The organism is Paenarthrobacter sp. NPDC090522 (assembly GCF_044769225.1).
Lineage (GTDB): Bacteria > Actinomycetota > Actinomycetes > Actinomycetales > Micrococcaceae > Arthrobacter.
In genome coordinates this window covers 216,993-242,896 of record NZ_JBIVXL010000009.1, presented here as the reverse complement: position 1 = coordinate 242,896, position 25,904 = coordinate 216,993, and the positions used below count along the sequence as shown (strand labels likewise).

At 63.8% G+C, this 25,904-nt stretch carries 24 protein-coding genes; 14 read left to right on the top strand and 10 right to left on the bottom strand.

Going from position 1 to position 25,904, the window contains the following annotated elements:
- Positions 1-2: 2 nt before the first annotated feature.
- From ACIQT2_RS14135 to ACIQT2_RS14120, 4 genes are all read left to right on the top strand, one after another.
- The gene (locus tag ACIQT2_RS14135) at positions 3-971 is read left to right on the top strand and encodes a 3-hydroxyacyl-CoA dehydrogenase family protein (RefSeq protein WP_402947421.1); all 969 of its coding nucleotides are present in this window, start codon (positions 3-5) and stop codon (positions 969-971) included.
- A 20-nt stretch (positions 972-991) separates the two neighbouring features.
- Complete coding sequence (locus tag ACIQT2_RS14130; protein ID WP_400334337.1) at positions 992-1,756, top strand: SDR family NAD(P)-dependent oxidoreductase; 765 nt, start codon at positions 992-994, stop codon at positions 1,754-1,756.
- Between the two features lie 190 nt (positions 1,757-1,946).
- A complete protein-coding gene (locus tag ACIQT2_RS14125; RefSeq protein ID WP_400334339.1) occupies positions 1,947-3,296 on the top strand; it encodes an MFS transporter in 1,350 nt (449 codons plus the stop codon).
- Positions 3,293-4,054: a triose-phosphate isomerase family protein gene (locus ACIQT2_RS14120; RefSeq protein WP_402947418.1), complete on the top strand. Its 762-nt coding sequence runs from the start codon at positions 3,293-3,295 to the stop codon at positions 4,052-4,054. Before ACIQT2_RS14125 ends, ACIQT2_RS14120 begins: the two co-directional genes overlap by 4 nt.
- A 48-nt stretch (positions 4,055-4,102) precedes the next feature.
- On the opposite strand, the gene ACIQT2_RS14115 is transcribed toward ACIQT2_RS14120, so the two are convergent.
- Complete coding sequence (locus tag ACIQT2_RS14115) at positions 4,103-7,666, bottom strand: TM0106 family RecB-like putative nuclease (protein WP_402947415.1); 3,564 nt, start codon at positions 7,664-7,666, stop codon at positions 4,103-4,105.
- Positions 7,667-7,775: 109 nt separating this feature from the next.
- Between ACIQT2_RS14115 and ACIQT2_RS14110 the strand changes: the two genes are divergently transcribed.
- The gene (locus ACIQT2_RS14110) at positions 7,776-8,228 is read left to right on the top strand and encodes a nucleoside deaminase (RefSeq protein WP_402947412.1); all 453 of its coding nucleotides are present in this window, start codon (positions 7,776-7,778) and stop codon (positions 8,226-8,228) included.
- A gap of 89 nt (positions 8,229-8,317) precedes the next feature.
- Here ACIQT2_RS14110 and ACIQT2_RS14105 read toward each other — a convergent pair whose 3' ends face one another.
- Entirely contained in the window at positions 8,318-10,552 is a 2,235-nt protein-coding gene (locus ACIQT2_RS14105; protein ID WP_402947410.1) for a hypothetical protein, read from the bottom strand.
- Positions 10,553-10,941: 389 nt separating this feature from the next.
- Between ACIQT2_RS14105 and ACIQT2_RS14100 the strand changes: the two genes are divergently transcribed.
- Positions 10,942-11,376, top strand: coding sequence for a CBS domain-containing protein (locus ACIQT2_RS14100; RefSeq protein WP_400334349.1), 435 nt, complete (start codon positions 10,942-10,944; stop codon positions 11,374-11,376).
- Positions 11,377-11,419: 43 nt separating this feature from the next.
- Here the strand turns inward: ACIQT2_RS14100 and ACIQT2_RS14095 are convergent, their stop codons facing one another.
- Positions 11,420-11,716 carry a hypothetical protein gene (locus tag ACIQT2_RS14095; RefSeq protein ID WP_400271552.1) on the bottom strand — a complete coding sequence of 99 codons (297 nt, stop codon included), beginning with the start codon at positions 11,714-11,716 and terminating at the stop codon, positions 11,420-11,422.
- A gap of 80 nt (positions 11,717-11,796) precedes the next feature.
- Between ACIQT2_RS14095 and ACIQT2_RS14090 the strand changes: the two genes are divergently transcribed.
- A complete protein-coding gene (locus ACIQT2_RS14090; RefSeq protein WP_402947407.1) occupies positions 11,797-14,241 on the top strand; it encodes a Tex family protein in 2,445 nt (814 codons plus the stop codon).
- Positions 14,242-14,311: 70 nt separating this feature from the next.
- Here the strand turns inward: ACIQT2_RS14090 and ACIQT2_RS14085 are convergent, their stop codons facing one another.
- Both ACIQT2_RS14085 and ACIQT2_RS14080 read right to left on the bottom strand, forming a co-directional pair.
- Positions 14,312-14,701: a DUF1622 domain-containing protein gene (locus ACIQT2_RS14085; protein WP_400336599.1), complete on the bottom strand. Its 390-nt coding sequence runs from the start codon at positions 14,699-14,701 to the stop codon at positions 14,312-14,314.
- Positions 14,702-14,715: 14 nt separating this feature from the next.
- On the bottom strand, positions 14,716-15,615 hold the full coding sequence (locus ACIQT2_RS14080) for an MSMEG_6728 family protein (protein ID WP_402947404.1): 900 nt from the start codon (positions 15,613-15,615) through the stop codon (positions 14,716-14,718).
- Between the two features lie 82 nt (positions 15,616-15,697).
- Between ACIQT2_RS14080 and ACIQT2_RS14075 the strand changes: the two genes are divergently transcribed.
- The 3 genes from ACIQT2_RS14075 to ACIQT2_RS14065 all read left to right on the top strand — a co-directional run bounded on the left by ACIQT2_RS14075 (position 15,698) and on the right by ACIQT2_RS14065 (position 18,072).
- A complete protein-coding gene (locus tag ACIQT2_RS14075; RefSeq protein WP_402947402.1) occupies positions 15,698-16,729 on the top strand; it encodes an adenosine deaminase in 1,032 nt (343 codons plus the stop codon).
- Between the two features lie 148 nt (positions 16,730-16,877).
- Positions 16,878-17,693, top strand: coding sequence for a glycosidase (locus tag ACIQT2_RS14070; protein WP_402947400.1), 816 nt, complete (start codon positions 16,878-16,880; stop codon positions 17,691-17,693).
- A 94-nt stretch (positions 17,694-17,787) separates the two neighbouring features.
- A complete protein-coding gene (locus ACIQT2_RS14065; protein ID WP_402947398.1) occupies positions 17,788-18,072 on the top strand; it encodes an acylphosphatase in 285 nt (94 codons plus the stop codon).
- On the opposite strand, the gene ACIQT2_RS14060 is transcribed toward ACIQT2_RS14065, so the two are convergent.
- Both ACIQT2_RS14060 and ACIQT2_RS14055 read right to left on the bottom strand, forming a co-directional pair.
- The gene (locus ACIQT2_RS14060; protein WP_400336604.1) at positions 18,069-18,461 is read right to left on the bottom strand and encodes a type II toxin-antitoxin system VapC family toxin; all 393 of its coding nucleotides are present in this window, start codon (positions 18,459-18,461) and stop codon (positions 18,069-18,071) included. The two genes, ACIQT2_RS14065 and ACIQT2_RS14060, sit on opposite strands and share 4 nt — an antisense overlap.
- A complete protein-coding gene (locus tag ACIQT2_RS14055; RefSeq protein ID WP_400336605.1) occupies positions 18,458-18,724 on the bottom strand; it encodes a type II toxin-antitoxin system Phd/YefM family antitoxin in 267 nt (88 codons plus the stop codon). The genes ACIQT2_RS14060 and ACIQT2_RS14055 overlap by 4 nt, the downstream gene beginning before the upstream one ends.
- A gap of 72 nt (positions 18,725-18,796) precedes the next feature.
- Between ACIQT2_RS14055 and ACIQT2_RS14050 the strand changes: the two genes are divergently transcribed.
- On the top strand, positions 18,797-19,399 hold the full coding sequence (locus ACIQT2_RS14050; RefSeq protein WP_402947393.1) for a TetR/AcrR family transcriptional regulator: 603 nt from the start codon (positions 18,797-18,799) through the stop codon (positions 19,397-19,399).
- The gene (locus tag ACIQT2_RS14045) at positions 19,396-20,451 is read left to right on the top strand and encodes an SDR family oxidoreductase (protein ID WP_402947390.1); all 1,056 of its coding nucleotides are present in this window, start codon (positions 19,396-19,398) and stop codon (positions 20,449-20,451) included. Before ACIQT2_RS14050 ends, ACIQT2_RS14045 begins: the two co-directional genes overlap by 4 nt.
- Here the strand turns inward: ACIQT2_RS14045 and ACIQT2_RS14040 are convergent.
- Positions 20,406-21,275, bottom strand: a complete 870-nt coding sequence (locus ACIQT2_RS14040) for a PfkB family carbohydrate kinase (RefSeq protein ID WP_402947387.1) — start codon at positions 21,273-21,275, stop codon at positions 20,406-20,408. The genes ACIQT2_RS14045 and ACIQT2_RS14040 overlap by 46 nt on opposite strands.
- Before the next feature lie 26 nt (positions 21,276-21,301).
- The gene (locus ACIQT2_RS14035) at positions 21,302-22,075 is read right to left on the bottom strand and encodes a GntR family transcriptional regulator (protein ID WP_400336609.1); all 774 of its coding nucleotides are present in this window, start codon (positions 22,073-22,075) and stop codon (positions 21,302-21,304) included.
- A 136-nt stretch (positions 22,076-22,211) separates the two neighbouring features.
- Here ACIQT2_RS14035 and ACIQT2_RS14030 point away from each other — a divergent pair, with 136 nt between their 5' ends.
- Positions 22,212-23,642, top strand: coding sequence for an MFS transporter (locus ACIQT2_RS14030; protein WP_402947384.1), 1,431 nt, complete (start codon positions 22,212-22,214; stop codon positions 23,640-23,642).
- A 70-nt stretch (positions 23,643-23,712) separates the two neighbouring features.
- The gene (locus ACIQT2_RS14025) at positions 23,713-24,705 is read left to right on the top strand and encodes a nucleoside hydrolase (protein WP_402947382.1); all 993 of its coding nucleotides are present in this window, start codon (positions 23,713-23,715) and stop codon (positions 24,703-24,705) included.
- 108 nt (positions 24,706-24,813) lie between these two features.
- On the opposite strand, the gene ACIQT2_RS14020 is transcribed toward ACIQT2_RS14025, so the two are convergent.
- Positions 24,814-25,566, bottom strand: a complete 753-nt coding sequence (locus ACIQT2_RS14020; protein ID WP_400336612.1) for an ArsR/SmtB family transcription factor — start codon at positions 25,564-25,566, stop codon at positions 24,814-24,816.
- Positions 25,567-25,904 lie beyond the last annotated feature (338 nt).

Here is a 25,904-nt window from a genome sequence, read left to right as displayed (position 1 = left end):
TCATGACCTCAACGCAAACCCAAGCCCGGAAGATCGCCGTCGTAGGTTCCGGCTACATGGGCGGCGGCATCGCCCAGGTGCTGGCGCTCGGTGGGGCCCGCGTGGCCCTCGCGGACGTGTCCGCCGAAGTTGCCCAGAAGAACTACGACCGCCTTCTGGAAGAGTCGGATCAGTTCATCGCAGACGGCCTGTTCCCTGAAGGCTCCACGGAGGTCCTCAAGCAGAACCTGTGGGCAGCCAAGGACATCGAAGAAGCCGTTGCAGACGCCGATTTCATCGAAGAAGCAGTCCCGGAAGTCCTCGAGATCAAGCACCAGACATTGGCCCGGATCAGCGCCGCAGCCAAGCCGGATGCCTTGATCGGCTCCAACACGTCCACCATCTCCATCGCGGCTCTGGCGGAGGCAGTCACCCACCCTGAGCGCTTCCTGGGCGTGCACTTCTCCAACCCTTCGCCGTTCATCCCGGGCGTCGAGGTCATCCCGCACGCAGGTACGTCCGTGGAAACGGTGTCCGCATCGCGTGACCTCGTGCACGCGGCGGGCAAGCAGACCGCCGTGGTGAAGGACGTCACCGGCTTCGTGCTCAACCGCCTGCAGTACGCGCTGTTTCACGAGGCGGCACAGTTGGTGGAACAGGGGATCGCAACAGCGGACGACGTCGACACCCTGGTCCGTACGACGTTCGGCTTCCGCTTGCCCTTCTTTGGGCCGTTCGCGATCGCCGATATGGCCGGTTTGGACGTCTACAACTTCTGCTACAAGTCGCTGCAGACCGGGTTCCCGGAGCGCTTCGCGACGCCGAAGATCCTTTCCGACCTGGTGGAAGCAGGCAAGCTCGGCACCAAGACCGGAGCCGGCTTCCTCAACGTTCCCGCCGAACGGACTCCCGAACTCATCGCCTACCGGAACAAGGCGTACGTGGCCATGCAGAAGCTCATTGAAGAGCTTGGCCCGGCACCGATCAACTGACACTTCTTAGGAGATAAGACATGACTTTCCCCGCATCACGTACGGCCGTCGTTACCGGTGCTGTCTCCGAGCGTGGCATTGGCCGCGCCACGGTCAACTACCTCGCAGCACAGGGGTGGAACATCGGCATCATCGACCTGGACGACGCCGCCTGCAAGGCCGCCGCCAAGGAAATCGCCGCTGAATACGGTGTCCAGGCCCACGGAGTCGGCGCCAACGTTTCAAGCGAAGCCGAAGTCCGTGCGGCCATCGACGAGCTTGAAGCCGAACTGCCGCAGATCGTGGCACTGGCCAACGTGGCAGGCGTCAGCTCGCCCATCGGCTACCTGGAACTCGAGCCCGCCGAATGGGACCGCGTCCTGAGCATCAACCTCAACGGCGTTCACTTCGCCACGCGCCGCGTGGCCGAGTCCATGGTAAAGAACCGGATTGGCCGCATCGTGAACATCTCGTCCGTCTCGGCCCAGCGTGGCGGCGGCACGTTTTCCAAGACCCCGTACTCCGTGGCCAAGGCAGGCGTCATTGGCCTGACCCGCGCCACGGCACGCGAGCTGGGTGAATACGACATCACTGTCAACGCGATCTCGCCGGGCCCGATCGATACCGACATCATGGGCGGAACCCTCAGCGACGAGCGCAAGGACGAGTTGGTCAAGGACCTCGTGGTCAACCGCGTCGGATCCACCCGCGACATCGCAGCAGCCATCGCCTTCCTCATCAGCGAGGACGCCGGGTACATCTCCGGCCAGACGCTGAATGTGGATGGCGGGCTCTACATGCACTAGGCCCTTTCATGCGGACCTGGACCCGTGAACGCAAGATCTACCTCGCCGTAGGCATCCTCGCCTGCGCAGTGGGCCTGGTGCTCATTTTCTTCCCGCGCTGACAGATCGTTTCCGCGCTGGGTTGCCGCGTTGATGGCGCGCGCCCTCAAGAAGCCATCACCCCCAACTGACTACTCAAAGAGGAGTTTCAATGTCCGTTGCCTCAACTTCCACCAAGGAGTTGCTGGATTCGCCGGTCTTGAAGTCGGCCATTTCCAAGGCTTCCTTCCGGCTCATGCCCATGCTGGTCATCCTGTATGTGGTGGCTTTCCTTGACCGCACCAACGTTGGCTTTGCTGAAGCCGCGCTCGGCGTGGACAAGGGCATCACGGCCGGTGCCTACGCACTGGGTGCCGGTATCTTCTTCATCGGCTACGCACTGTTTGAAATCCCCAGCAACCTGCTGCTCACCAAGTTCGGCGCGAAGGTGTGGCTTGCCCGCATCGCCGTGACGTGGGGCATCGTGTCCGCCTGCTTCGCCTTTGTGCAGGGCGAAACGTCCTTCGTGATCCTGCGCTTCCTGCTGGGTGTCACCGAAGCAGGCCTGTTCCCCGGCGTCATCATGTTCCTGGCCGCCTGGTTCCCCAACAAGGTCCGCGTGAAGATGTTCGCCATCTTCTACCTGGCCCAGCCGTTCTCACAGATGATCGGCGCTCCGCTCTCCGGGTGGCTCATCAACATCGGCGACCAGGTTCCCGGCGTGGCCGGTTGGCAGGTCATGTTCTTCGTGGAGGGCATGCTGGCCGTGCTGGCAGGCATCGCAGCCTTCTTCTTCCTGATCAACAGCCCTCAAGAAGCCAAGTTCCTGAGCAAGGAGGAGAAGACCGCACTGACGGACGTCATGGCGCTCGAGGATACCGTCAAGGAAGAATCCGGTCCCCGCGGCGTGCTCGCCTCCATGCGGAACGGCAAGGTCTGGTACTTCACCATCATCTACTTCTGCCTGCAGATCGCCGTCTATGGCGTGACGTTCTACCTGCCGCAGCAGGTGGCCCAGCTGACCGGCCAGAAGGTGGGCCTCGCCGTCGGACTCCTGACCGCCATCCCGTGGTTCTTCGGCATCTTCGCCTGCTTCTTCATCGGCAAGGCAGCCAACACGGTCCTCCGCCGTCGTCGCTGGGGCACGGCACTGTTCGTCTCCACCGGTCTGTGCATCTTCGGATCCGCCTGGGCTGGCGCAAACCACCAGCCGACGTTGGGCATCATCTTCATCACCCTGGCTGTGTGCAGCTTCCTCGCCATCGGACCGATCGCGTGGTCCTACCCGACGGCGTTCCTCACCGGAACTGCCGCGGCCGCGGGAATCGGACTCATCAACTCCCTGGGCAACCTGGGCGGTTTTGTGGCACCGATCCTGCGGACCACCGTCAACGAAGTCACGGCGTCGGACACCGGAACCATGGGCGTTTATGCCCTCGGGGTGTTGCCGTTCCTGGCCGCGATCATGATGTTCGGAACCCGGGCCTTCACCAATAAGGCTGACGAGTTGTTGGGCAAGTGACGTTGCCCGAGGCCCTCTACATCGGGGTCAGCACCAAGATGTACCTCGGCTACGCGCAATCCCTGGCGTGGCTGGAGCAACTGGTGAAAGAAGTGGACGCCCGTCCGGCCCTCGCGGCCGGGCGGGTGGTCCCGTTCGTCATTCCGTCCTTCCCGGTCTTGCCCGCGGCAGCTGAGTTGATGGCTGGTTCCCCGCTTGTCCTCGGCGCGCAGAACTGCGGCTGGGCGGACGGGCCGTGGACAGGCGAGGTCTCACCGTCCATGCTGGCGGAGTTGGGTGTGGGCCTGGTGGAAATCGGGCATGCCGAGCGGCGCGCACACTTTGCCGAGACCGACGCGATCGTGGCACTCAAGGTGCGTGCCGCCGTCGAGCATGGCCTGACGCCGTTGCTGTGCGTCGGGGAGGCCGCTGAGGGCGACACCGCGGAGGCGGCGCACGTTGTCTTCCGGCAGGTTGAGGCGGCGGTATCCGGCGATTGGTCTGTGGCCACGCAGATGGTGATCGCCTATGAACCCGTGTGGGCGATTGGTGCAGCCGAGCCTGCCTCTGCTGCCTACGTTTCGGAGGTGGTGTCGCGGCTGCGGGATTCGCTGGCGGCGCAGGGTTTGGCGGGCCTGCCCATCATCTACGGCGGCTCGGCCAAGCCGGGACTCCTGCCGCAGCTTACCGGAGTGTCCGGGCTGTTCCTGGGCCGGTTCGCGCACGATCCTGTGAACTTCGGCCGCGTGCTCGACGAAGCCCTCAGCCTCCCCAAGTAGGTCGCAGTTGTGCGCGTTTTGAGGCCTCAAAACGCGCACTAATGCGACTCAGTTGGGTGCTTGGGCGCGCTGGCAGAGGGCTACGAAACCGCCCAGGTTCTCGAGCCCTTCGGGATGCGTCGGGAGGTAGTTGGTCAGTTCGGGCGAACGCACGACGACGGCACGCCACTTGCCGCGCGACACCGCCACGTTGATCCGGTTGCGCGAGAGGAGAAACTCCATTCCCCGGGGAACTTCGCCGGCGGCAGAGGCGGCCATCGACACGATAACCACCGGAGCTTCCTGGCCCTGGAACTTGTCCACCGTTCCCACCCGGACCGCGCCGAGCCCGGCTTCCCGCAAGTGGTGCTTGATGAGCTGGACCTGGGCGTTATAGGCCGCGACCACCAGAATGTCCGACTCGGAGAGTTGACGGGGACCGTCGTTTTCCTCGGATGGATCCAGCCAGGACAAGCCCAGCTGCGCCTGGACCTGCTGCACCACCACTGCGGCTTCCTCGGGGGAAGACGTGGAATTGCCCGTGTGGTCAACGTAGACGCACGCAACCCCGGGCTCCACTCCCGCGAGGTGCCGCTTTGACGCGACGGAGGCTGCTTCGAGACGCCCGTCGTAGGACAGATCGGACACAGCCCCGCACAGGGCCGGATGCATTCGCCATGAGTGGGCAAGGAAGTAACCCAGCTCGGAGGGGAGGGTGTTGTACCCGTCCGAAAGCCAGCCCAGCGCTGACTCGTCCACTGGTTCCGGATGCTTCCCCTGGGTGACTTGTGGCAGCTGCTGGGGATCGCCCAGGAGCAGGAGCCGCTTGGTGGCCCGGCTGACAGCCATGGTGTTGGCGAGGGAGAACTGACCGGCTTCGTCAATGACCAGCAGGTCCAAGGACCCGGCCGGGACGGTGCTTCCCACCATGGTCCAGGCCGTCCCGCCAACCAGCGCGCCGCCGGGCGTGGACAGGATTTCCTCGACGTCCCCTTTGGCGCACCCATTCCACGGCACAGGACCGTTGTGCTTGACTTCCTTGGCCACGCGCAACGGATCCACGCCGGCCTTCTCCACGGCGGCGCACAGCATGTGTTCCACCACCGCATGGGACTGGGCCACGACGCCCACTTTCCAACCGTCTAACACCAGACGGGCCAGCACGTGGGCGCCAACGTACGTCTTGCCGCTGCCGGGAGGGCCTTGGACCGCCAAGTAGGAGTTATCCAGGTCCTTGACGGCCTCGGTGATGGCCTCGATGTAGCCGTTCGGTCCTGGTGGGACTGCAGGCAACTCCGTCAGGGTGGCCAGCCTCGGTGGCTTCCGGCGGACCAGGTCCAGTGCCGGGTCCTTCGGCCAGGACGGCAAGGCCGCCCGAAGCTTGGTGGCCAATGCGGCCAACGCAGCACGCTGGCCGGTGGTGGCAATCGGGCTGTCCGGCGTCAGGGCCATGGGCAGTTGGCTGAACTCCGTGGAGTCCTTGCGGAGGCTCTCGGCGATGGTGACGGCTTCGAGGTCTCCGTCCTCACAGACTTCGACGACCTCCGTAGAACTCCAGCCGGCCCGGCCGAGCACAGATGACTCCTTGGCCACCAAAGCGTCAGGCAAGGGCGGACCATACATGCGAAAGTACTTCTTACCCGGTTCCAGCCCGGCGCCGTCGCCCGACCTGCCCAGCAGTTTCACGATCCGGACCGGATTCTTCCGCGGCCCCGGCTTGGCCCAATCCTGCAGCAACTCGGCGTGGTCCGCGACGAAGATGTCGCGGCCGTCGTCCCACTGGGAAGTGGGCTTCTCGAGCCGGTCGAAGTGCCCCCACCAGTGCTGCTTGTCCTCTCTGCGGTGATACCCCACACCGGCGGCGACAATGCCGATCGCCCGCGAATCCGCCGAGGCCCGCTCGGGTTCCGACAACCCTTCGAGGTAATCGAACAGGGCCTGCTCTTCCGGAGGAGCCTCGTACTTTTCCGGTTCGCCCTGGATCTCGTCGGCCGCAGTGAGACCTGGCGAAATGGACCGTTCCGCGGCCCGCGCCAGCAGCCAGTTGCGCAACTCCAGGGTGGAGAGGCAGTCGTACTCGTTGTAGTCGCGGATACTTTCCAGGATCGTGGCGGCCTGTTCAGCCTCCCCAGTGTCCCGGGCCGTGCAGTAGTCGGCGTAGGCAACCACGGAGGCACCGGCGTCGGTCACGTCACCTGAGCGCAAGTGCTGGCCCATGTAGAGGGGCTCCAGCTTCTTGATGCTGTAGGAATTTTCGGAAACACGGATACTGTGGCGGACAGTGTCGTAGAGGTCCACGAGCACCCCTTGACGCAGTAAATCGTCGACGGCGGTTTCACCCACCACGTGCGTCAACGACAGGTTGCGGAGGGCCGTTTTCTCGTAGGCGGCATAGTGGTAGATGTGCATTCCCGGATACTGGGCACGCCGTTTGGCCACGTAGTCCAGGAAGTCGACAAAGGCCTGCCGTTCCTGCTCCCGCGAGTGTGCCCAGAAGGGCCGGAACACCGGCTCCCCACCAGGTTCTGCAGGGTTCTCGATGACGCCAAAAAGGTACTCGATGCCCCACCTTCCTGTGGCAGGGTCCTGCCACAATGGATCGCCTTCGAAGTCGAAGAAGATGTCCCCGGGATCAGGCGCGGGCAGCCTGCCGAGCGTGTTGTCCGGGAGGACGGTGTAGGAGACTGTCTTGGCCACGCCGGCCTTGTCCTTGTAGTTGACCGTTCCGTCCGGAGTTACAGTGCCCGTTTGAAGCCGTGCCTGCTCGCGCAGCCGCAGGAGGGTGTGGTCGCCCTCGGCGGGCAGCGCGGCGAGGTGGTCGATGGTGGTGACCCCGGCCTCGATCAACTTCTTGCGCCGGCTGATGCGCATGCCGGCCACCATCAGGAGGTCGCGATGCAACAGGACCTGCTCGGCGCAGTAGTCGCAACGTCCGCAGGCGGAGTAGCGGGGATCGCCCCATTCAACCGGGCCGTTCCCGGCAATGTGCGTTGCGGTCATCCGCAGGAACCGATCACGACGTTCCTTGAAGACCGGGAGGATTTCGGCCAAGGGATGGTCTGAGTGGACCCGGTTGCCCAGGACCAGCGTGACCACCGGATCCGGAGTGATCCCGGCTTTAAGCAGTTGATCCCCGTAGGCCGCCAATTGCAGCAGCGCCGTGACCTTGGCATGCCGTGCCAGCTTGGTGTCGAACACGGCGTACGTGCCGACCGGTTTCTTGACCAGGAAGTCGGACCTGCCGTGGAACACGCCGTCGAAGAAGGCAGCCTGGAACACGACATCTGCCCCGGACCGCAAGGCGTCGATGGATTCCGCATGCTTGGCCGAAAGGCTGGTGCGATCCATTGCCGTGGCGGGAACGACGTCGTACACGCCTCGTCCAGTAGCCGCATCCCAAGGACCGAATTCCGCCACGAACTCGTCCAAAACCTTGTGCTCGTGGACGTCTCCCAATTTCGAGGTGCGTTCCAGCATCGCGTCCTTTGCGAAGGAGGCAACGGGTGTCCGGCCAAGTTTCTCGTCCAGTTTGCGGAGCACCTGGTATTCGCACGTGGCCGCAATGACGAGGTCGCTCGCGGAGAACACCAGGTCTTTCGGTGCGCCAGCACTCTCCGGATCGAGAAAGAACACGGTGACCTACTCCTATCGCCTAACAATCGCCAAGCAAAGCTGAACCCTTGCTGCCAAGCTATCAGCGGGCCCCGACATTTTAGGAGGCCGTGCCCTCTAGACTGCCCCCATGACTGAATCAGCCCGCACAACGGACCCCGGTTTCGAAGCCGCGTACCAGGCAGCACAGAAGAGCCTCAGTGAAGGTGGCATTCCTATCGGGGCCGCGCTGACCCGTGGAGGAGAAGTCGTCGCCAGCGGCCACAACGAACGTGTGCAGCACGGCGATCCGATCGCGCATGGTGAGATGTCCGCCCTCCGTGCGGCGGGCCGGCAGAAAACCTACCGGGACACCACGCTCTACACCACGCTGGCCCCTTGCGCGATGTGCACGGGAACCATCATCCAGTTCAAGATCCCGCGCGTAGTGGTGGGCGAAGCCGAGACCTTCCCCGGCGAATTCGATCTCCTTCTCTCCCGCGGCGTGAAGGTAGTGGTCCTCGACGACCCCCGCTGCGTGGAGATGATGCGCACCTTCCAGGACGAGCACCCCGAACTGTGGGCCGAAGACATCGCGGAGTAGCCGCAGACAAGGAGCGACGGCGGCACCAAGGGCGGGGTGCCGCCGTCACCGGCTGCTGGGGAGCCACGCGTCAAACAGTCATCCGACGACTATGTGGCGGGCTTCCTCGGAGCCGACCGGCGGGAACGGGCCGCCGGAGTTGCAGGGATCAGTTCCTTGACCTGGGCTACAACGGCGGCGTTGGCGCCCCGCGTCCCGAGGTCCTTGGCGAGCGTCTCCACCTCTGACTTCGCGGCAGCCGAATCATCGGCCTTCACATGCAGTTCGGTGCGCAGTTCCACCAGGTTCCGGTAGGCCAGGTTGTTCGTGGGAGCCCCTGACTCCTGGAATGTGGCCAGTCCCGCATCCGTCAGCGCGAGTGCCCGCTGCGGATCGGCGGTGTGGTGCTTGACCATCTTGTCGTCTTTGCGCCGGTAGAAGTCGTCTCCCACGGATTGCGCGACGGCGGTAGCCGCCTTGACGCCCAGGGGCTCACCACTGAACCGCTCGGCAGCTTCGGTCAGGGTGTCCAGGCCTTTGCTCAAGTGTGGGGACATGGACCCTTCGAAGGCCAAGGTGAGCCCGACTTCGCGGGTGAAGAACTCCGGGGCAAAGCGGTCCTCTTCCTTGGTGACCGGGAACCCCACGCGCAGCGGCAAGGTGTTGGAGGCCTGTACGACGCCGTCCGTGCTATAAACGGCCCGGACCAGGTATTGGCCGGGTTCATCGAAGGCGAAGCCAACAGTCCCGTACGCCAGCTGGACCAGTTGGCTGTAACGGTCACTGCCGTCCGTGGTTCCCGCGGGCGCCAGCGTCACCAGTTCCGGAAGGCCGTAGAAGCACACCACGGATTCGTGCAACACCACGGTTCCATCGGGTTTCTGGACGTAGACGGTGGTGTTCCCGTACCGCGGATCCAGGCGGCCATCCACCAGGACGGGGGCATCGCTGGTGTTGCGCAACCTGAACTCGATGGCCACCGGCTCCATGTACTCGAAGTAGCTCTTGGCCGACAGTGCCAGTTCCACGTCGCTGCCCGGCCCGGAGACCGTCATGGCACCCGGAGGGGATTCGAGGTGGCCACCGGACGCCCACGGATCGCCACCCATGATGACGGCAGCACGGTCCCCGTGGCGCATGTGGAGCAACTCGTCGTCGTCGAAACGGAAGCGGAAGTTTGCCCAGAAGGTGTCGGCACCGTTGCGCTGATCGTATTTCCAGTCGTAGTTCATCCAGGACAGCGAGTCCGGCCGGGCCTTGTCCCAGGCATGCAGGAAGTTGAAGGCATGCCCGGCCTCGTGGACCCAGGTGTAGAGGAAATGCCGCATGGCCCAGGCCTGGTCCTGCGTGGAGGGGTTGCTGACGAGGTTGGTGAACCACGTGTGGTTGCGGAAGACCGCAAAACCCTGGCGGTCGGGACCGCGACCGGCGCCGCCAAAGCCCGCTGCGGCGTCGAACATGATGCCACCCACGCCCGCGCTGTCGAAGAGACCGGCTTGTACACCCCACAGGTTCCACGCGGGCCAGCCCGAGTTGTACTTGCCGAACGAGGTTTCCATGGCGTCGTGGAGTTCACCGACACTCCACGAAGCGAAGCCTGCAGCACTGTCATCGATGACCGTGTGCGCTGGATCGATGGTTACCGAAACTCCGGCGTCTTTGTAGGAGGACTCGATGGACAGGGTCCGCTCGGCAAGGTCGGCCGGACGGTTGTTATGAGCGTGGCTGTTGTACACAGGGACCTTGGGGTCGATGTCCACGGACTGGCAATAATCCAGCTCGAGGTTGACGTCCCGGAAGCAGTCGGAGCGGTACTTGCAGGCGTACGGCTCTCCCGCCACGCCGCCACCGGTGAACGTTGCCACGGCTCCCGTGATGGCCCCGTGCTGCCACGTGACCACGATGTCCACCGTGGTTGTGGGGTGGGTGCCTTTCCAAAAGCGGACCGTTCCGGTGATGTGCGCATCCGAACGCGTCATGGTCACCACGGGGGCGTCAACGATCCACGACTCCACATAGGTCTTGACGATCTGCGTGAGGCCGCCGACTTTCACGTGGCGGGTGCTGAAGAAATCCCCACTGACCTTGTTAAGGACGGGAGATTCGAGGCCCTGGCGGGGATCGACGTCGAGCCTCAACTCAAGCGCGCTGCCGACGGGACCCGTGACGGCCTGGTTCCCTTCATAGCGGCCGCTCACGGCCGCGGAACGCCAGCACCGCCACCAGTCTTCGGTAGGCCACGACCAGGAGGCGGGCGACGGTGCGGGCAGAGGGGGAGAGGGGATGGCTGTTGGGTGATGGGGGACGGGGTCAAGGAGGGTGCTGGGGACGTTGGGGATGTCCATGGGAGGATCTTTCTCGCGCTGCAAGCAAACAACAATGCGTTCGCCGATGCCGTGCCGAGGGCAGCAGGACCTTGTGAGTCGGCCTGCTCCGGGCGGATCGGCGGCATGACGGTTCAGGGCGAGGCGGTGCGAGTTGGGGAGTCCCGAAGGGTGTTTGGCCAATGCCCAGAAGCCGTGAATAACCCAAAACGAGAATACTCCAACGAATGGATTATATCCAGAGAATTGTGGGGGAATTTTCGGGTGTCAGGTAGCGTCGTCGGCTGGTCAGTGCACGCTGCCGGGCGTAGTCTGGCTCCATCGGCGCCGGAGCCGAAGGACCCAGCCCCACAAGGACCCCGCCCCTCAGGACCCTGCGTCGATGACTCCAATCGATGAAGGAGGATCCCATGAGTGTCGTACGTGAATTCATGACAACCAACGCCTGGTGCATTCCTGAAGACCAGACTCTTGAGGAAGCTGCCCGCAAGATGAAGGAACTGGACTGCGGTTCGCTTCCTGTTTGCGGTAACGATGGCAAGCTCTCCGGCTTCATCACCGACCGCGACATTGTGGTCAAATGCCTGGCCGAAGGCAAGGATGCCCGGGAAGTCCGCGCCAGCGAACTCGCCCAGGGCAAGCCCTATTGGATTGATGCGGATGCCAGCATTGATGAATGTATCCGGATGATGGAGGAGCACCAGGTCCGCCGGCTTCCCGTCATCAGCGCCCACACATTGGTTGGCATCATCAGCCAAGGCGATATTGCCCGGAACCACGTCCCGGAAGAGCGTCTGGGCGAGATGGTGGAGCACATTTCCGCCAAGGAGCACATGGCCCACTGACCGGCCTCGAGCCGCACGTAATCCAGCCGCCGCGAAGCGCTCCCTAAAGGAACGCCTCGCGGCCCGTCCCTTCACGCAACACCAGCTCGCCGTCCTCGATCGAAACGATCAGGCTCTTCGGCTTACCCGCGAGCTTCCTGGTTGCGCTGAGTTTCCGGCTGCTGACCTCAACCCCCACGGTGGCTCCCTTCGCGGGAAGTTCCACCGTGACCTCGTCGGCCATGCCCAGCAGCATCTTGGTGGACACGTCCCGCTCGGACACGGCTTCCTTGCCGTTGACGGTGACCGTCACGTCATCGGAAGCGAATCCGTCCTGGAGGATGATCAGCAGTTCCTGCATGGTCCAACTACAGCACTAACAGCGCCCCCGGCATAGGGCCGGACCTGAAAACTGTCAGCCATCTGGGGCAAACTGTCAGGGTGACCCAAAATCTCCAACACCAGTCAGCCGACTCTGCCATCCACCAACTCATCGCCAAGGAACTTGGCGTCCAGGCCTGGCAGGTCAAAGCCGCGGTGGAACTGCTCGACGGCGGATCCACCGTTCCCTTCATCGCCCGGTACCGTAAGGAAGCCACCGGGACGCTCGATGACACCCAGTTGCGCGATCTCGAGGAACGTTTGCGGTACCTCCGTGAATTGGAGGAGCGCCGCAAGACCGTCCTTGAGGCGATCGCAGCGCAAGGCAAGCTGACCCCGGAGCTGGAGGCCGCCGTCGTTGGTGCCGATACCAAGGCGCGGCTCGAGGACATCTACCTCCCCTTCAAATCCAAGCGCCGCACCAAGGCCCAGATCGCCCGCGAGGCCGGCCTGGAACCGCTGGCCGACGTCCTGCTGGCGAACCCACAGCTCAACCCTGAGACGGAGGCTGCCAAGTACCTCAATGCTGAGCACTCCATCGAGGATGCCGCCGCGGCGCTCGCCGGAGCCCGCGCCATCCTGGTGGAGCGGGTGGCCCAGGATCCGGATCTTGCCGAGGACCTCCGCGAACGCCTGTGGAAGCAAGGCAGCATGGTGTCCCGTGTGAAGAAGGGCATGGAGGCCGAAGGACAGAAGTTCAAGGACTACTTCGAGTTCACCCAGGTTCCGTCGGGAATGCCCTCTCACCGCGTGCTCGCGCTGTTGCGCGGTGAGAAGGACGGCGTCCTGGAGTTGGACCTCGCCGAAGCAGACCCCGACGACGACGACGCCCTGGCCGCCGCCCGCGGGCGTTACGAGAACGCTGTGGCCAAGTCACTCGGGGTCGCCAACCAAGGCCGTCCCGCCGACCTCTGGCTTACCCAGACGGCCCAGCTCGCCTGGCGCGGGCGCATCCTGGACCGGCTCACGACGGACCTTCGCGGCCGCATGTTCGCCGACGCTGAGGACGAAGCCGTACGTGTCTTTGCAGCCAACTTGCGTGACGTCCTGCTTGCGGCTCCGGCCGGAAACCGCGCCACCCTTGGCCTGGACCCGGGACTCCGGACCGGCGTGAAGGTGGCTGTGGTGGATGGCACCGGCAAAGTGGTTGCCACCGACACCATCTACCCGCACGCGCCGGCCAAGAAGTGGGACGAAGCCCTTGCCACGCTCGGTCGCCTTGCCAAGCAGCACAGCATTGAGCTCGTGGCCATTGGCAACGGCACGGCGTCGCGGGAAACGGACAAGCTGGCTACGGAACTCATCAAGTCCCTCGAAGCCATAGGTGTGAAGGGAGTCCAGAAGCTGGTGGTCTCGGAGGCCGGAGCTTCCGTGTACTCGGCTTCCGCCTTGGCCGCTTCGGAACTTCCTGGCATGGACGTCTCCCTGCGGGGTGCTGTCTCCATTGCCCGGCGACTGCAGGATCCCCTTGCCGAGTTGGTGAAGATCGAGCCAAAGTCGATCGGTGTTGGGCAGTACCAGCACGATGTCACGGCCGCGAAGCTGGACCGATCGCTGGACGCGGTGGTGGAAGACTGTGTGAACGCCGTGGGTGTTGACGTGAACACGGCCTCGCCCGCACTGTTGAGCCGCGTGGCCGGTGTCGGCCCGTTGCTGAGCGAGAACATTGTGGCCTACCGGAACGAGAATGGCCCGTTCGGCAAGCGCAGCGACTTGAAGAAGGTGCCGCGCCTGGGTGCCAAGGCTTTCGAACAGTGCGCGGGCTTCCTGCGGATCACCGGGGGAGCCGAGCCCCTGGATGCCTCCAGCGTTCACCCCGAGGCCTACTCCGTGGCCCGCAAGATCCTCACGGCCGCCGGCGGTGGACCCGCAACGGCACTGGACCCGCAGGCCTTCGTTGACGGCACGTTCGGTTTGCCCACGGTCAAGGACATCATGTCCGAGTTGGAGAAGCCCGGCCGCGATCCCCGTCCGGCCTTCAAAGCGGCCTCGTTCTCCGAAGGCATCGAGAAGATCTCCGACCTCAAGCCCGGCATGATCCTGGAGGGCACGGTCACCAACGTGGCCGCGTTCGGTGCCTTTGTGGACGTTGGAGTGCACCAGGACGGCCTGGTCCACGTGTCCGCGCTGTCCAACAAGTTTGTCTCGGATCCCCGGGAGATCGTGAAATCAGGGCAAGTGGTCCGGGTCAAGGTCCTCGAGGCCGACCCCGAACGGAAACGTATTTCGCTGACCCTGCGGCTCGACGACGAGCCGGGCACTCCCGGCGGACGTGGCGCCGGCGGCAGGAGTGGTGGGCGTGACGGTGGAGGCCAGCGCGGGCAGGCCCCACGCGGTGCAGGCCGCGACGGTGACCAGCGTGGCGGCGGACGCGGCGGCCAAGGTGACCGCCGCCAAGGTCAGGGTGCTCCCCGCCAAGGCCAGGGCAACCAACGCCAAGGCAACGCGGCCCCCGCGGATACAGCCATGGCCGAAGCCCTCCGCCGGGCCGGCCTGGGCAAGTAACGCTCCCACAGCAGCACCCGCTCACCCAACTGGGTCGCAGTTGTGCGCGTTTTGAGGGCTCAAAACGGCATTAACTGCGACCCAGTTGGGTGCCGGCGTCGTTGTTCTTTTCCTTTTGCCACGGCCAACGGCCGGTGATTTCCAGTTCCAGGGAGAAACTGAGGAACGTCCGGATCAGCACGATGATCGCGAGGACGCCCACGCTCTCAAACGTGGGTGTCACTGCGACCGTCCGGATGATGTCAGCGGCCACCAGGAGTTCGAGTCCCAAGAGGATGGACCGACCCAGCAATTGCCGGTAGGCGCGGTAGGGGGAGAACGGAGCCAGCCCGTCGGCGCGCTTGGGTTGGAACCCACGGAGGGCCAGCGGAAGGGAAACCACGGCGCCAACCACCATCACCGCCACACCGGCAAAATCCATGTAGCGGCCTACTACCTCGATGATGTGCTGGAAATCCATGGCCCTCCTGGCGGTTACGGTGCGGGAACGGGGAAGAACACCCGGGGATCCTGCAGCAGGGCCGGGTAGTCGAAAGCTGCGCGGTCAATCACGTCGGTGAGTTCGAAGTTGCGGGCAAAGCGTCCGTCAACGGTGATGGGCCGGCCCACTACCTTGCCCAGCGCGAAGATCCGGCCGCCCTCGAACGGAACCGCGATCTCTGTTTTGCCGGGAAGGACGTTGAACGCTTCCTCGGCTGCGGCGCGCTTGCGGGTGGGCTTCTTCTCGAGCTTGACCGGCCGCTTCTTGGGTGCGCCGAGGTTCCTGCGGGACTTCTCCTCCTGGTACACGAACTGGTACTCGTCAGGATCAGCTGCTGGCCTGGCCTTTCCGTGCGGTGGCAAGCTGACGGTGCGCAGGTCTTCAGGACGGAGGTCCTCGACGGCGGACCGGAGGATCCACAGGCGGTCGTCTTCCGGATCTTCGGGGTGGAATTCGTGGCGCGGTTCGGGCCAGATGTAGTCCAGCCGTTCTTCGGTGCCGGGGAACAGGTGCTTGTAATGCTTGGGGTCCTTGCCGATGAGCTTGGAACGGTGCGTCTCATGCAGGTCCTCGTCGCCCAACCACCACGGCATGACGATTTTGCCGGCATAGTCCGGGTGGGCCGCCTGTGGTGCAAATTCGGTGATGTTGTCCCGCGTGTTGTCAGGATGTCCGCGCTTGATCCATTCGTCGGCCATGGCCAGGCCGTACAGGGTCAGGGCGGGTACATGGCCCATCCACATGCGAACGGCCGGGTGGCTCTGCCATCCGTACTCGGGGATGACGAGGGCGCGGAGCACCTGGAGGGCTTCGACGCGCTGCTTGCCGAGCCTTGAGGTGTCCAGCGCGGCGGCGCTCTCACGGAAATCGGCGAAGGGGAGGAAAGTCTGCATCCCTTCAGTTTGGCGGTGCCGGGGCGCAGAACCAAGTTGAGTGCTCCGGGACACGCGCCGGACTTCGGCCTAGAGTTGTCGGGTGGAAACTTTTGGTGAGAAAACGACGACGACGGCACCCCCGGTTGCCGAACTGCACCTGCATATCGAAGGGACCCTGCAGCCCGAGCTGATCTTCTCCCTCGCTGAGCGTAACGGCATCGAGTTGCCCTATGAGGACATCGAAGAACTGCGCGAGAAGTACGAGTTCTCAGACCTCCAGTCCTTCCTGGACCTTTACTACGCCAACATGGCCGTGCTGCAGACCGAGCAGGACTTCACGGACATGACCCGCGACTACCTGAAGCGTTCCGCCGCCGGGGGAGTCCGCCACGCCGAGATCATGATGGACCCGCAAGCACACGTTTCGCGCGGGGTTTCCTTGGAAACGTGCGTGAACGGAGTGGCCAACGCACTGGCAACGTCGGAGGAGGACTTCGGCGTTTCAACCCTCCTGATCGCAGCATTCCTCAGGGACATGTCCGAGGACTCTGCCCTGGATGTCTTGAACCAACTCCTGGACATGCACGCACCGATTGTTGGCATCGGCCTGGACTCCGCAGAGGTGGGCAATCCGCCGTCGAAGTTTGAGCGCCTGTACCAGCGCGCGCTGGACGCGGGGCTGCGCCGGATCGCGCACGCGGGCGAGGAAGGCCCCGCGGAGTACATCACCGAGGCACTGGATGTGTTGCACGCTGAGCGCATTGATCACGGCATCCGCTGCATGGAGGACACCAACGTGGTCCAGCGTCTGGTTGCCGAGCAGGTGCCGTTGACGGTGTGCCCGCTTTCCAACGTCCGGCTCCGCGCTGTAGACAAGCTCGAGGACCACCCGCTCCCGGAGATGCTGGCCATCGGACTCAACGTGTGCGTGAACTCCGACGATCCCGCGTACTTCGGCGGATACGTGGATGACAACTACCAGCAACTGGTGAAAGTCCACGGCTTCTCTGTGCCTGAGCAGGCCACTCTTGCCGCGAACTCCATCCGGTCTTCCTTCGCCAGCGAGGAGCGGAAAAAGGTGTTGCTGGACGAAGTGACGGAGTGGGTCAAGGAGTCCGTTCCGCAGCAGTAGCAGGGCCTGAGCCGAGATCCCTCGCTCACTTGCGGCGTCACGAATGTCACACTCGGTCACGACACACGGTGTTTACCTTTTGCAGTCGCCGGAATTAACAAATCATTGGCAAACTGCTGGGTGAGTATCCACCCGTTGAAGGAGAAGCATGGGCGCGAGCACCGCCGAGAACACCAACCTTCGTCTGAAGGCCGTACTGGACATCCTCGCCGAAAGCGTATGGTCCGGATATACGCTCAACGCCGGTGAAGTGTTGGCCGAAGCAACTGTCCGCGTTCCCTTCGACGCCCACGAGGCAGAGCTGTTGAGCGGTGGCATTCCGCGCGGCCACAAGAACCTGACCTCGGCCTCAGCCAAGCTGGTCAAGGCCGGTTGGCTGGTCAAGGGCCGCTCGGGCTGGACCATTCCGGATGACGGCTTGCGTGCAACGGTCGCGTTCCCGGATGTTTCGGCTTTCGCCGAAGCGCTCGACGCCGGCACTCCCATTCCGGACGACGTCGCCGTGCCGACGGCCCCGCCGGCCAAGCCCAAGGCCAAGAAGGCTGCCGCGCCCAAGAAGGCGGCTGCTCCCAAGAAAGCCGCTGCTCCGAAGGCCGAGGCCGCCAAGAAGACCACGCGCAAGGCGCCGGCCAAAGCAGCCGTAGCCCCCGCCGTCGAGACTCTGCCGCAGCCTGAGGCCGTTGCCATTGCGGGCGACTTCAACAAGCTCCTGGGTGCGGCCGAGGATTGGGCTCCGCAGTATGACGAGGCACAGATGGAGTTCAACCCGCTGGTCCAGCTGTGGTCCCTGACCGCTGAGCTGCCTGCCGGTTTCTACACCTACAAGATCGCGCTGAACCGCTCGTGGGAGGAGAACTATGGCGCGTTCGGCGCCCGCGATGGTGCCAACCACGAGTTGAACCACGACGGCGGCCCGGTCACCATCACGTACAACCACGCCACCCGGGACATCGTGGTCAGCTAGCCACTTCCAACACAGAATCCCGCCCTTGTTCGCTGAACCCAACCTTTGAAGGTCGGGAGCAGCGAACAGGGGCGGGATTCGTTAAGGTGGGTCCATGGCGACAGACGTGGTGAGACTCACTGCCCGGATTTCCGGCGTGGTTCAGGGCGTTGGTTTCCGCTACTGGACGGCCCGAAAAGCCGACGAACTCATGCTGAAAGGCACAGTCCGGAACCGCTCAGACGGCTCAGTGGAGATTGTGGCCGAGGGGCCGGCCGCCGATGTTGACCGAATGCTGGCCTGGTTAAATTCATCCGATGCCCCGGGCCGTGTGGAGAGCGTCGAATCCGACGTTTCAAAGGCGACGGGTGACTTCAAGGACTTTCGGATCGACGGCTAAGCGCCGGGGGAAGTCGTATCAAGGCCGGACTCTTTGGCGGCCAGCAGGAGCTCTAAATCGTAGGCCACCACGTTGTCCACCTGGAGTCGGATAGCTGTTGCCAAGTGGATTGCGTCTGCGCTCCGGAGTTGTCTGGGCAACGCTGACGCGAACATCAAATCGGATCGGGTTACGTCTACCAGGTTGATCGCCGAAAGAACGTCGTTGACGACATCGAAGGGCAGGTTCCGCCGGCGGGCCGCGCAATGGAGTTCCGTGTAAAGGAGCATCGAAGCGACCAGATGTCCTCCGGAGGCACGAATGTCGGCCAGGTGCCCGGCGAGGAACTGCGACTCACTTTCGTCCGCCACCAACTTCAACACCGCTGAAGTATCCGTATAAACAATCACCGATCACCGCGCAGGTCTGCGAGTATCTCTGCCGTGCCAAGCTCGACCTTTACGCGCGGTATGAGACGGAAATCCACCGGCGAGCTTATGGCCGGCCGAACGCCACCCGCTCGCAGGAGCTTTTCGAAGGGCGAAGAGGACGGTGGAATGAGTGTTGCTGCGACCTCACCGTTGTTGGTGACATCAATGACTTCGCCATTCTTTACACGCTCAAGGATCTTGCTGCTCTGATTGCGTAGTTCGCGGTGTGGGATTGTTGTCATTTTCTACCTCCGTAGTAATCGTAGCAAATACCCAAGGCTAAATAATAGACTGGATGGTCTATTATTTGAACTATGGCAACTTCGCATCCCAAAGGGCTCGCAACGCGACATCGGTTGGCCGAGTCCATGCTTTCCCTGATCCAACGCCAGGGTTACCACGGCACTGGTCTCAACAGCGTCCTCGAAGAATCGGAGGTACCCAAGGGGTCTTTGTACTTTCATTTCCCGGAGGGCAAGGCGGAACTCGGTGTGGCGGCGGTCCAGCTGGCCGCAGGTCAATTCAACGACCTCCTCTCGCAGGCAGTGGCAACAGGGAAAGCGGAAGCTGCGGTGGACGGGCTTGTCTCGGCGTTGCAGGACATCCTTGTCTCCAGTGACTACCAGGCCGGGTGCCCCGTTTCGGTGGTAGCCCTGGACGCTGGTGCTGAGAACCTCGAACTCAGGGACGCTTGCCGGGAGGCCTACAAAGGCTGGGTGACGGGCGTCGCCGCGGTCCTCGAAAACCTCGACGTCGAGGAAAGCCAAGCCGGAGCACTGGCGACGTCAGTCGTTTCCATGATCGAGGGAGCCCTCATTCTCTGCCGCACCTATCAGTCCATCCAGCCCTTGGATGCGGCCGCGGCCACCATCAACCTGTTGTTGAGCGCGTCGCAGGGCGCCAAGGAGAACCGATGACAATCCAACGCCACGCCCTGGTCTTCGGAGGAACTGGCCACATTGGAAGGTGGCTTGTCCTTGAACTGCTGGACCAGGGCGTTCGTGTCCAGGTGGCCGTGCGTAGCCTGTCCTCGTTCGACAGCCTCTTGGTTTGGTTGCAGGAGCATGGGGCTGGCCACCATCCAAGCTGCGTGGTCGCAGACTTCAGCGCCGAGAGCCTGGGCCGTGATCCGGCGTCGAGCGCTTTTCGCGGCGTGACTGAAGTCCACAACGTCGCCGGCGCCTATGCGTTCGGGATGACTCCCGACGACGCCTACCAAGCGAACGTGGTGAGCGCCAGGAAGGTCACTGCGTTTGCCGGGATGCTTCCCTCCTTGGAGCGCTTGGTCCATTTGTCGGGATACCGGGTCGGCGGCCAGGACCCGGTGAATGTTCCTTGGAGTGCAGAGCGCCGTGCAGCTGAGTACAGGCGCCTCGGAGCTTACGAAGGCTCCAAAGTGGAATCCGACGCCGTGGTCCAGGCCGCCGCGATCGCCGCCGGAGTTCCATTGACTATGGTCAATCCGGCATCGGTCATCGGCGACTCGCGTACTGGCGAATGCGGGCAAGTCCTCGGGCTGGGAACTCCCATGCTCGATCTCTACCGCGGTCGGCTGCCTGCGCTTCCCGGGGGCAAGCGCACCTTCGTTCCGGTGGTTACCGCGGACTACCTGGCCTCCTTCATGGCCCTTCTACCCACAGTCCCGGCCGCGGAAGGCAAGTCATACTGGGTCCTCGACGACGCCACGCCGTCTCTGCCCGAGCTGCTCACCATGCTGGGCGAGCACTTCGGCGTCAGGGTTCCGCGGTTAAGGGTCCCTGTTGCGCTGCTGAAGAAGCTCCCCGCGAAGATCACCCGGGCCGATCCCGAGACGTTGTCTTTCCTGTCAGAAGAGCGGTATCCGACGGCGGAAGCGACCGCCTTGGCAGAGGCGCACGGCTTGCATCACCCGCCCGTGGACGTTGCCTTGAAGCGCTGGGCAGATTACCTGGTGGGACGGACAGCCACTGCCCGGGTTGCTTCGATGTAGTGCTCCAGCCGCTGCAAGGCCGGCTGTGAGGAGGGATCCCGAACGGCGTCGGCACCCACAGCGTTGGCCGCAGCAAGGGCATGCCGGTAGTCCAGCCCGGACTGCAGCGACAACACCAGGGCGGCGCAGAACGCATCGCCGGCACCGATGGTGTTGGCAATATCTGTCACCGAAACGGCCGGGGCCTCCGCCACTTTCTCGCCGTGCACCAGGATCGCCGAGCCTTCGCCGCCGTAGGTCACGGCCACGAGGGGAGCGGAACACAGCTCAGGGATCAGCTCGTACTCGGTTTCGTTCACGATCACCAGGTCGCAGCGTTCCAGGAGCTCCGGCAGCAAGGGCGCGGCAGGCGCGGCGTTCAAGGCAAAGAAGCCCTTGGCTTGGCGGGCTGCTGCCAGGACCACGTCCTGGTCAACCTCGAGTTGGCACAGCACGGGACCATCACCAAACGTGACGCCCTCCACGGACACGCGCCCGTTGGCGCCCGGGCATACGACGATCTGGTTCTCGCCGTCGCTGTCCACCAGGACAAGTGCGGTGCCTGTGGGTTCATCCACGTGCGCAATATCGCCGACGTCGACGCCGGCGTCAGCCATCGCGTTCAGAAGCGTGCGTCCGGCTTCGTCCCGGCCCACGGCCCCGACCATGCGGGAGGTTCCCGTGAGCCGGGCTGCGGCGACGGCCTGGTTGGCGCCCTTGCCGCCGGGTTGCTGGCGGAGAACGCCGTCGCCCACCGTTTCACCGGGGGAGGGGAGCCGGTGCGTGGTGGCGGTGATGTCGAGGTTGATGCTGCCCACAACAGTGAGTGCAGGGGAAGTGCTCATGGAGGGCCCTATCTTGGAACGGAACGTCAGGAGGATTGGATGACTGAGAGGTGGCCGGCCCTGGCTGCGACAAGGCATTTGGCCAAGTAGACCGGGGCGCCGTTGCGGCGGACGTACTGGGTCAGCACGAGCACCGGATCGGACGGACGGAGGTTCAGGAGCTTGGCGCGGCTGGGGCCCGCGGTGCTCAGGCTGATCTGGCATTCGCCGGGTCCCAGGGTGCTGCCGGAGAGGCTGGCGAGGATTTCCAGCAGTGTCTGCGCCGGCAGCCCGGGAGCTTCCGCGGCATCCAGCAACGCCGCCGCTTCGGGGAGGTCTTGCGCCACGTTTTCCTGCAGGTGGGCCACAGGTTCACCATCGCGGATGAGGACACTTTCCCAGAACCAGACGTCTTCCTCGGGCTGGACGCCCAGGCCCGGGGCCACGAATTCGGAGGCCGGCTGCTTGATCGCAGCCACGCGTTTGACCTGAATGTCGGAGTCCGGCCCGCCGAGCAGTTGGTCGAAGGGGCGAATGTGTTCGATCCCGATCCGGGGCAAGGTGTCTGCCACGAACCGGCCCACACCGCGTCGTGAACGTGTCAGGCCGTCTTCTTCCAGGAGCATGAGGGCCTCCCGGATCACGGTGCGGCTCACGTCCATCATGGTGCCGAGTTCTGTTTCCGTGGGCAGGAGTGAGCCCGGCGGCAGGAGCTTGGTCCTGATGGCTTCTGCGATGCGGGAGTAGGCCGCCACACGCAGGGGCTGCCCCTGTTGGGCAGCGATGGGCCGGGACAGGAACTGGACAGCGTTGTCGGTCAAGGGAAACCTCGCTTGGAATCGGTTAGGGACACTGTACCGGAGAAATGTGAGAGGTTGCACAAGCGAGTAATACATGCTTGTATAACAACTCACATCTCGCGGCGCTCGCCGGCGCCCTCGGACAAAGGAGTTTGATGTGAACATCCCCAACACCGCGGTGGAACCGCAGGAAACGGCACCCGCCGCCGTCGAAGAGGAAACCCGCTTCCAAGGCCGTGCCGCCGCCTTCCTGATCACCACGCTTGTCCTGGCCGTCCTCGCGTTCCAGCTCAACGCCAGCATGATCACCCCTGCGTTGCCCCACATCGGCTCGTTCTTTGGTGACTCTCCTGAAGCCGTTGCCCAGGTTCAGTCCATGTTCTTCCTGGCCGGCGCCATCTCAGGTCCCGTGATCGGACGCTGGAGCGACTTCATCGGCCGACGCACCGCGCTCCTGTTGGTCCTCGCCATCATGGGCGTGGGAACGGTGCTGTGCATCTTTGCTCCGAACCTTCCGTTGCTGGTGGCAGGCCGGTTCATGCAGGGCACCTCAAGTGCGATCTTCGCCTTGTCCTACATCGTCCTGAACGAATACCTGCCCGCACGGCTCTTCGGCACCTCCATCGGCATCATTGCCGCCATCAACGGCGGCGTGGGTGGCGTAGACGGCTACTTCGGCGGCCTGATGGCTGAGACCATGGGATTCCAGTCGATCTTCGTCGCCGTGCTGGTACTGGCCGCCATCGCCGTCGTGTGCGTCATCAAAGTGGTCCCCAAGGGGCGTTCAGCCGCCGCAAGCGGCCGCATGGACTGGTGGGGTGCGGGCTCGCTCTCGGTGTTCCTGGTGTTCATCACCTACTTCGTTTCCACCGGTTCCTCGGCCGGATGGACTTCGCCGGCAGCCCTGGGTCTCCTTGCCGGCAGCATCGCGTCCTTCACCGCGTTCTGGCTCATCGAGAAGAAGCGCGAAACCCCCTTGGTGGCCGTCCACCACCTGCGCTCCCGCCAGGTGTGGCCCGTTATCGCCACCACGGTCCTGACGCTCGCCGGGATTTTCGCCATCATCAACTTCACCGTGGTGCTCCTGAGCCAGGACAAGACCAACGGCTTCGGGCTGTCAGCATCCGTCGCGGCCCTGCTCTTCCTGACTCCCGCGGCGTTGATCGGGGTCTTCGCAGCTCCGCTCGCCGGTTGGATCGCCGACCGCCGCGGCTGGATCAAGACCGTCCGCGTCGGCTCCGCAGCCAGCCTTGCCTGCGCGATCGTTGCGGCGTTGTTCTCCAACAACCAGATCGCGGTCCTGGTTGCCATCGCAGCACTCGGCATTTTCTACAACGGCTTCTTCCTCACAGCCATCAACGGACTTTCAGTCCTCCTCTCGCCCAAGGAAGCGCCGGCCGCCCTGCCGGGCATCAACGGAGCGAGCTTCGGCATCGGGGCGAGTCTCGGCGTCGTGGTTGTTGCCCCGTTCGCGGGCCTGGGCACCGCCGCCGGGTACTCCACCGCGCTCTGGATTTCCGTGGGAATCACGGTCCTGGCGTTTGTGGTGAGCCTGTTCATCGCCGCCCCCAAGGGCGAAAAGATCTAAAGCACGACGGCGGCCCCCACCACTCGGGGGCACGGCCCACTTTCATCAAGCCAATCCGAAATGAGAAACCATGAACCAGCCCGCACCCTTCTTCCTTGACTGCGATACCGGCATCGACGACGCCTTGGCCCTCGCCTACCTCTTGGCGACTCCGCGGGCGGAGCTTGTGGGCATCGGCACCGTGAGCGGCAACATCAGTGCGGCCGGCGGCGCCCGGAACACACTGGACCTGCTGAAGCTCGCCGGGCATCCGGACATTCCCGTCGCTGTGGGCGCCCACGATCCGCAGGTGGGCACCTTCCACGGTGGCGCTCCGCACGTGCATGGCGACAACGGGATCGGGGGAGTGGACCTCTCGCCGTCCGACCGGTCACCCGTTCAGTCGACTGCCGCCGAGCTCCTGGTGGAGCTGGCGCGCCAATACGCGGGTGAGCTGCGAGTCGTGGCGATCGGGCCGCTGACCAACATCGCCGAGGCCCTCCGACTGGAACCGAAGCTGCCGGAGTTGGTTGCAGAAATCACCATCATGGGTGGCGCCGCGCTGGCCCCTGGGAATATCACGCCCGTTGCCGAAGCGAACATCGCCAACGATCCCGAGGCCGCGGCCGAAGTCCTTGCCGCCGATTGGGACGTGACCTTGGTGCCACTGGATGTCACCATGACCAACGTGCTGGAGGAGTCCCACCGGCAGGAACTCCTGGCCTCGGACCACCCCGTCTCGCAGGCCCTCGGCGAGATGCTGGGCTACTACTTTGGCTTCTACGTGGACATCTTCGGCCGGGCCTGCTCTGCCATGCACGATCCCCTCGCGGCGGCCATTGCCGTCAGGGGAGTGGAGCTTGCAACCGCACCCAAGGTCCGCGTGCAGGTGGACACCACCAGCGGGCCGAGCCGCGGCCAAACTGTCTGTGACCTTCGCGGACAGTACGTCGGCTTCCCCGACCAGCGTGGAGCACGGTGCCGCGTGGTCCTGTCCATCGGCGAGGAATTCGCGCCGCACCTGCTGGGCACCATGCAAGCGGCATGGCTGTCCGAGCGCGAGCCCGTAACACCCGTCGCCTAACGCCCCCGCTAACCCAACTGAGTCGCAGTAGTGCGCGTTATGAGCCGTCATAACGCGCACTACTGCGACTTACTTGGGTGCGACTTACTTGGGTGCGACTTACTTGGGTTAGGCGTACATGAGGGAGCCAGGCGTGGTCAGCGTTTCGCCCGTTTCGAGCCAGGTCTTCAGGCCCGAGAGGATCATGGGCCAGCCGCCGTACAGCTGATCGTTGGCGCCTTCGCGGAGCTGGTCGTGGGTCACGGTGAGGTGGCAGGAGTCGCCCACCGGTTCGATCTCCCACGTGATCCGGGACGTGCCCTCGGCTTTGACGTCCTCGCCCCACAACGCGGTCATGGTCTGGACCAGCCGGCGCGGTGGGTCAACCTCAATGTTCTCGCCCTCGCCCAGCGGAGCATCTGCCTTGACGTTCCGCATCTCGAAGCGGCCACCCGGTGTCCAGTCCGACGTGAACGTGTTTCCGAACTGGTACTTGCTCCGGATCTCGCTGTTGGTGATGGCTTCCCACAGCCGTTCGGGCGTGGTCTTGATGTAAATCTCGAAGATCTTTTCCATGGGACTTTCCAATCTGGATTTGAGGTCGCTGAGGGCAGCGGCCCATGGTTCTGCGTATTTGCTCACCCAGCGGTCATGGATGAGCCTGATGGGGACCGGGTTCAGGAAGTGCAGCTTTTCACGCCCCCGACGGCGGGTGACCACCAGTCCTGCATCCTCCAACAGCTTGAGGTGCTTGGCGATGCCGAAACGTGTCATCTCGAACCGGGCTCCGAGGGCTGACAGGGTTTGCCCGTCCTCGCGGAACAACTCGTCGAGCAATTCCCGGCGGGTTGGGTCTGCAAGTGCCTTGAACACGGGGTCCATGGGAAAAGAATAGGTGACCATTTGGTCACGTGTCAACGGTTTCTGTGGCGCTGCCCGGCCCTGCCGCTGCCCGCACGCGAGTTCGCCGGAAAGCGGCGGAACCCCCCGATCACGAACAGCGAAAGCGACGTCTTCCCGCGTTCCCGGCGAGACCTACCCCGCCTTGGTCTTTCCGATAGTTTCTGGATTCCAGCAGAAACTGGATTGTCCTTATGTGGGCCTCACGGCCAGCTCCAGATCTGCTTATCTGCCCCAGTGCACGAGACCAGCACCCGATACTGGCCTCCATTGCAGCTTATAAGTTACCCGCGAGTTCGGAAACTCATCTGTTGTTATTG

Bases quoted from the DNA above. Each gene is read 5' to 3' on its own strand.
- ACIQT2_RS14135 (WP_402947421.1), top strand. From the start codon at position 3: ATGACCTCAACGCAAACCCAAGCCCGGAAGATCGCCGTCGTAGGTTCC.
- ACIQT2_RS14130 (WP_400334337.1), top strand. From the start codon at position 992: ATGACTTTCCCCGCATCACGTACGGCCGTCGTTACCGGTGCTGTCTCC.
- ACIQT2_RS14125 (WP_400334339.1), top strand. From the start codon at position 1,947: ATGTCCGTTGCCTCAACTTCCACCAAGGAGTTGCTGGATTCGCCGGTC.
- ACIQT2_RS14110 (WP_402947412.1), top strand. From the start codon at position 7,776: ATGACTGAATCAGCCCGCACAACGGACCCCGGTTTCGAAGCCGCGTAC.
- ACIQT2_RS14105 (WP_402947410.1), bottom strand. From the start codon at position 10,552: ATGGACATCCCCAACGTCCCCAGCACCCTCCTTGACCCCGTCCCCCAT.
- ACIQT2_RS14100 (WP_400334349.1), top strand. From the start codon at position 10,942: ATGAGTGTCGTACGTGAATTCATGACAACCAACGCCTGGTGCATTCCT.
- ACIQT2_RS14095 (WP_400271552.1), bottom strand. From the start codon at position 11,716: ATGCAGGAACTGCTGATCATCCTCCAGGACGGATTCGCTTCCGATGAC.
- ACIQT2_RS14085 (WP_400336599.1), bottom strand. From the start codon at position 14,701: ATGGATTTCCAGCACATCATCGAGGTAGTAGGCCGCTACATGGATTTT.
- ACIQT2_RS14080 (WP_402947404.1), bottom strand. From the start codon at position 15,615: ATGCAGACTTTCCTCCCCTTCGCCGATTTCCGTGAGAGCGCCGCCGCG.
- ACIQT2_RS14070 (WP_402947400.1), top strand. From the start codon at position 16,878: ATGGGCGCGAGCACCGCCGAGAACACCAACCTTCGTCTGAAGGCCGTA.
- ACIQT2_RS14065 (WP_402947398.1), top strand. From the start codon at position 17,788: ATGGCGACAGACGTGGTGAGACTCACTGCCCGGATTTCCGGCGTGGTT.
- ACIQT2_RS14055 (WP_400336605.1), bottom strand. From the start codon at position 18,724: ATGACAACAATCCCACACCGCGAACTACGCAATCAGAGCAGCAAGATC.
- ACIQT2_RS14050 (WP_402947393.1), top strand. From the start codon at position 18,797: ATGGCAACTTCGCATCCCAAAGGGCTCGCAACGCGACATCGGTTGGCC.
- ACIQT2_RS14045 (WP_402947390.1), top strand. From the start codon at position 19,396: ATGACAATCCAACGCCACGCCCTGGTCTTCGGAGGAACTGGCCACATT.
- ACIQT2_RS14040 (WP_402947387.1), bottom strand. From the start codon at position 21,275: ATGAGCACTTCCCCTGCACTCACTGTTGTGGGCAGCATCAACCTCGAC.
- ACIQT2_RS14025 (WP_402947382.1), top strand. From the start codon at position 23,713: ATGAACCAGCCCGCACCCTTCTTCCTTGACTGCGATACCGGCATCGAC.
- ACIQT2_RS14020 (WP_400336612.1), bottom strand. From the start codon at position 25,566: ATGGACCCCGTGTTCAAGGCACTTGCAGACCCAACCCGCCGGGAATTG.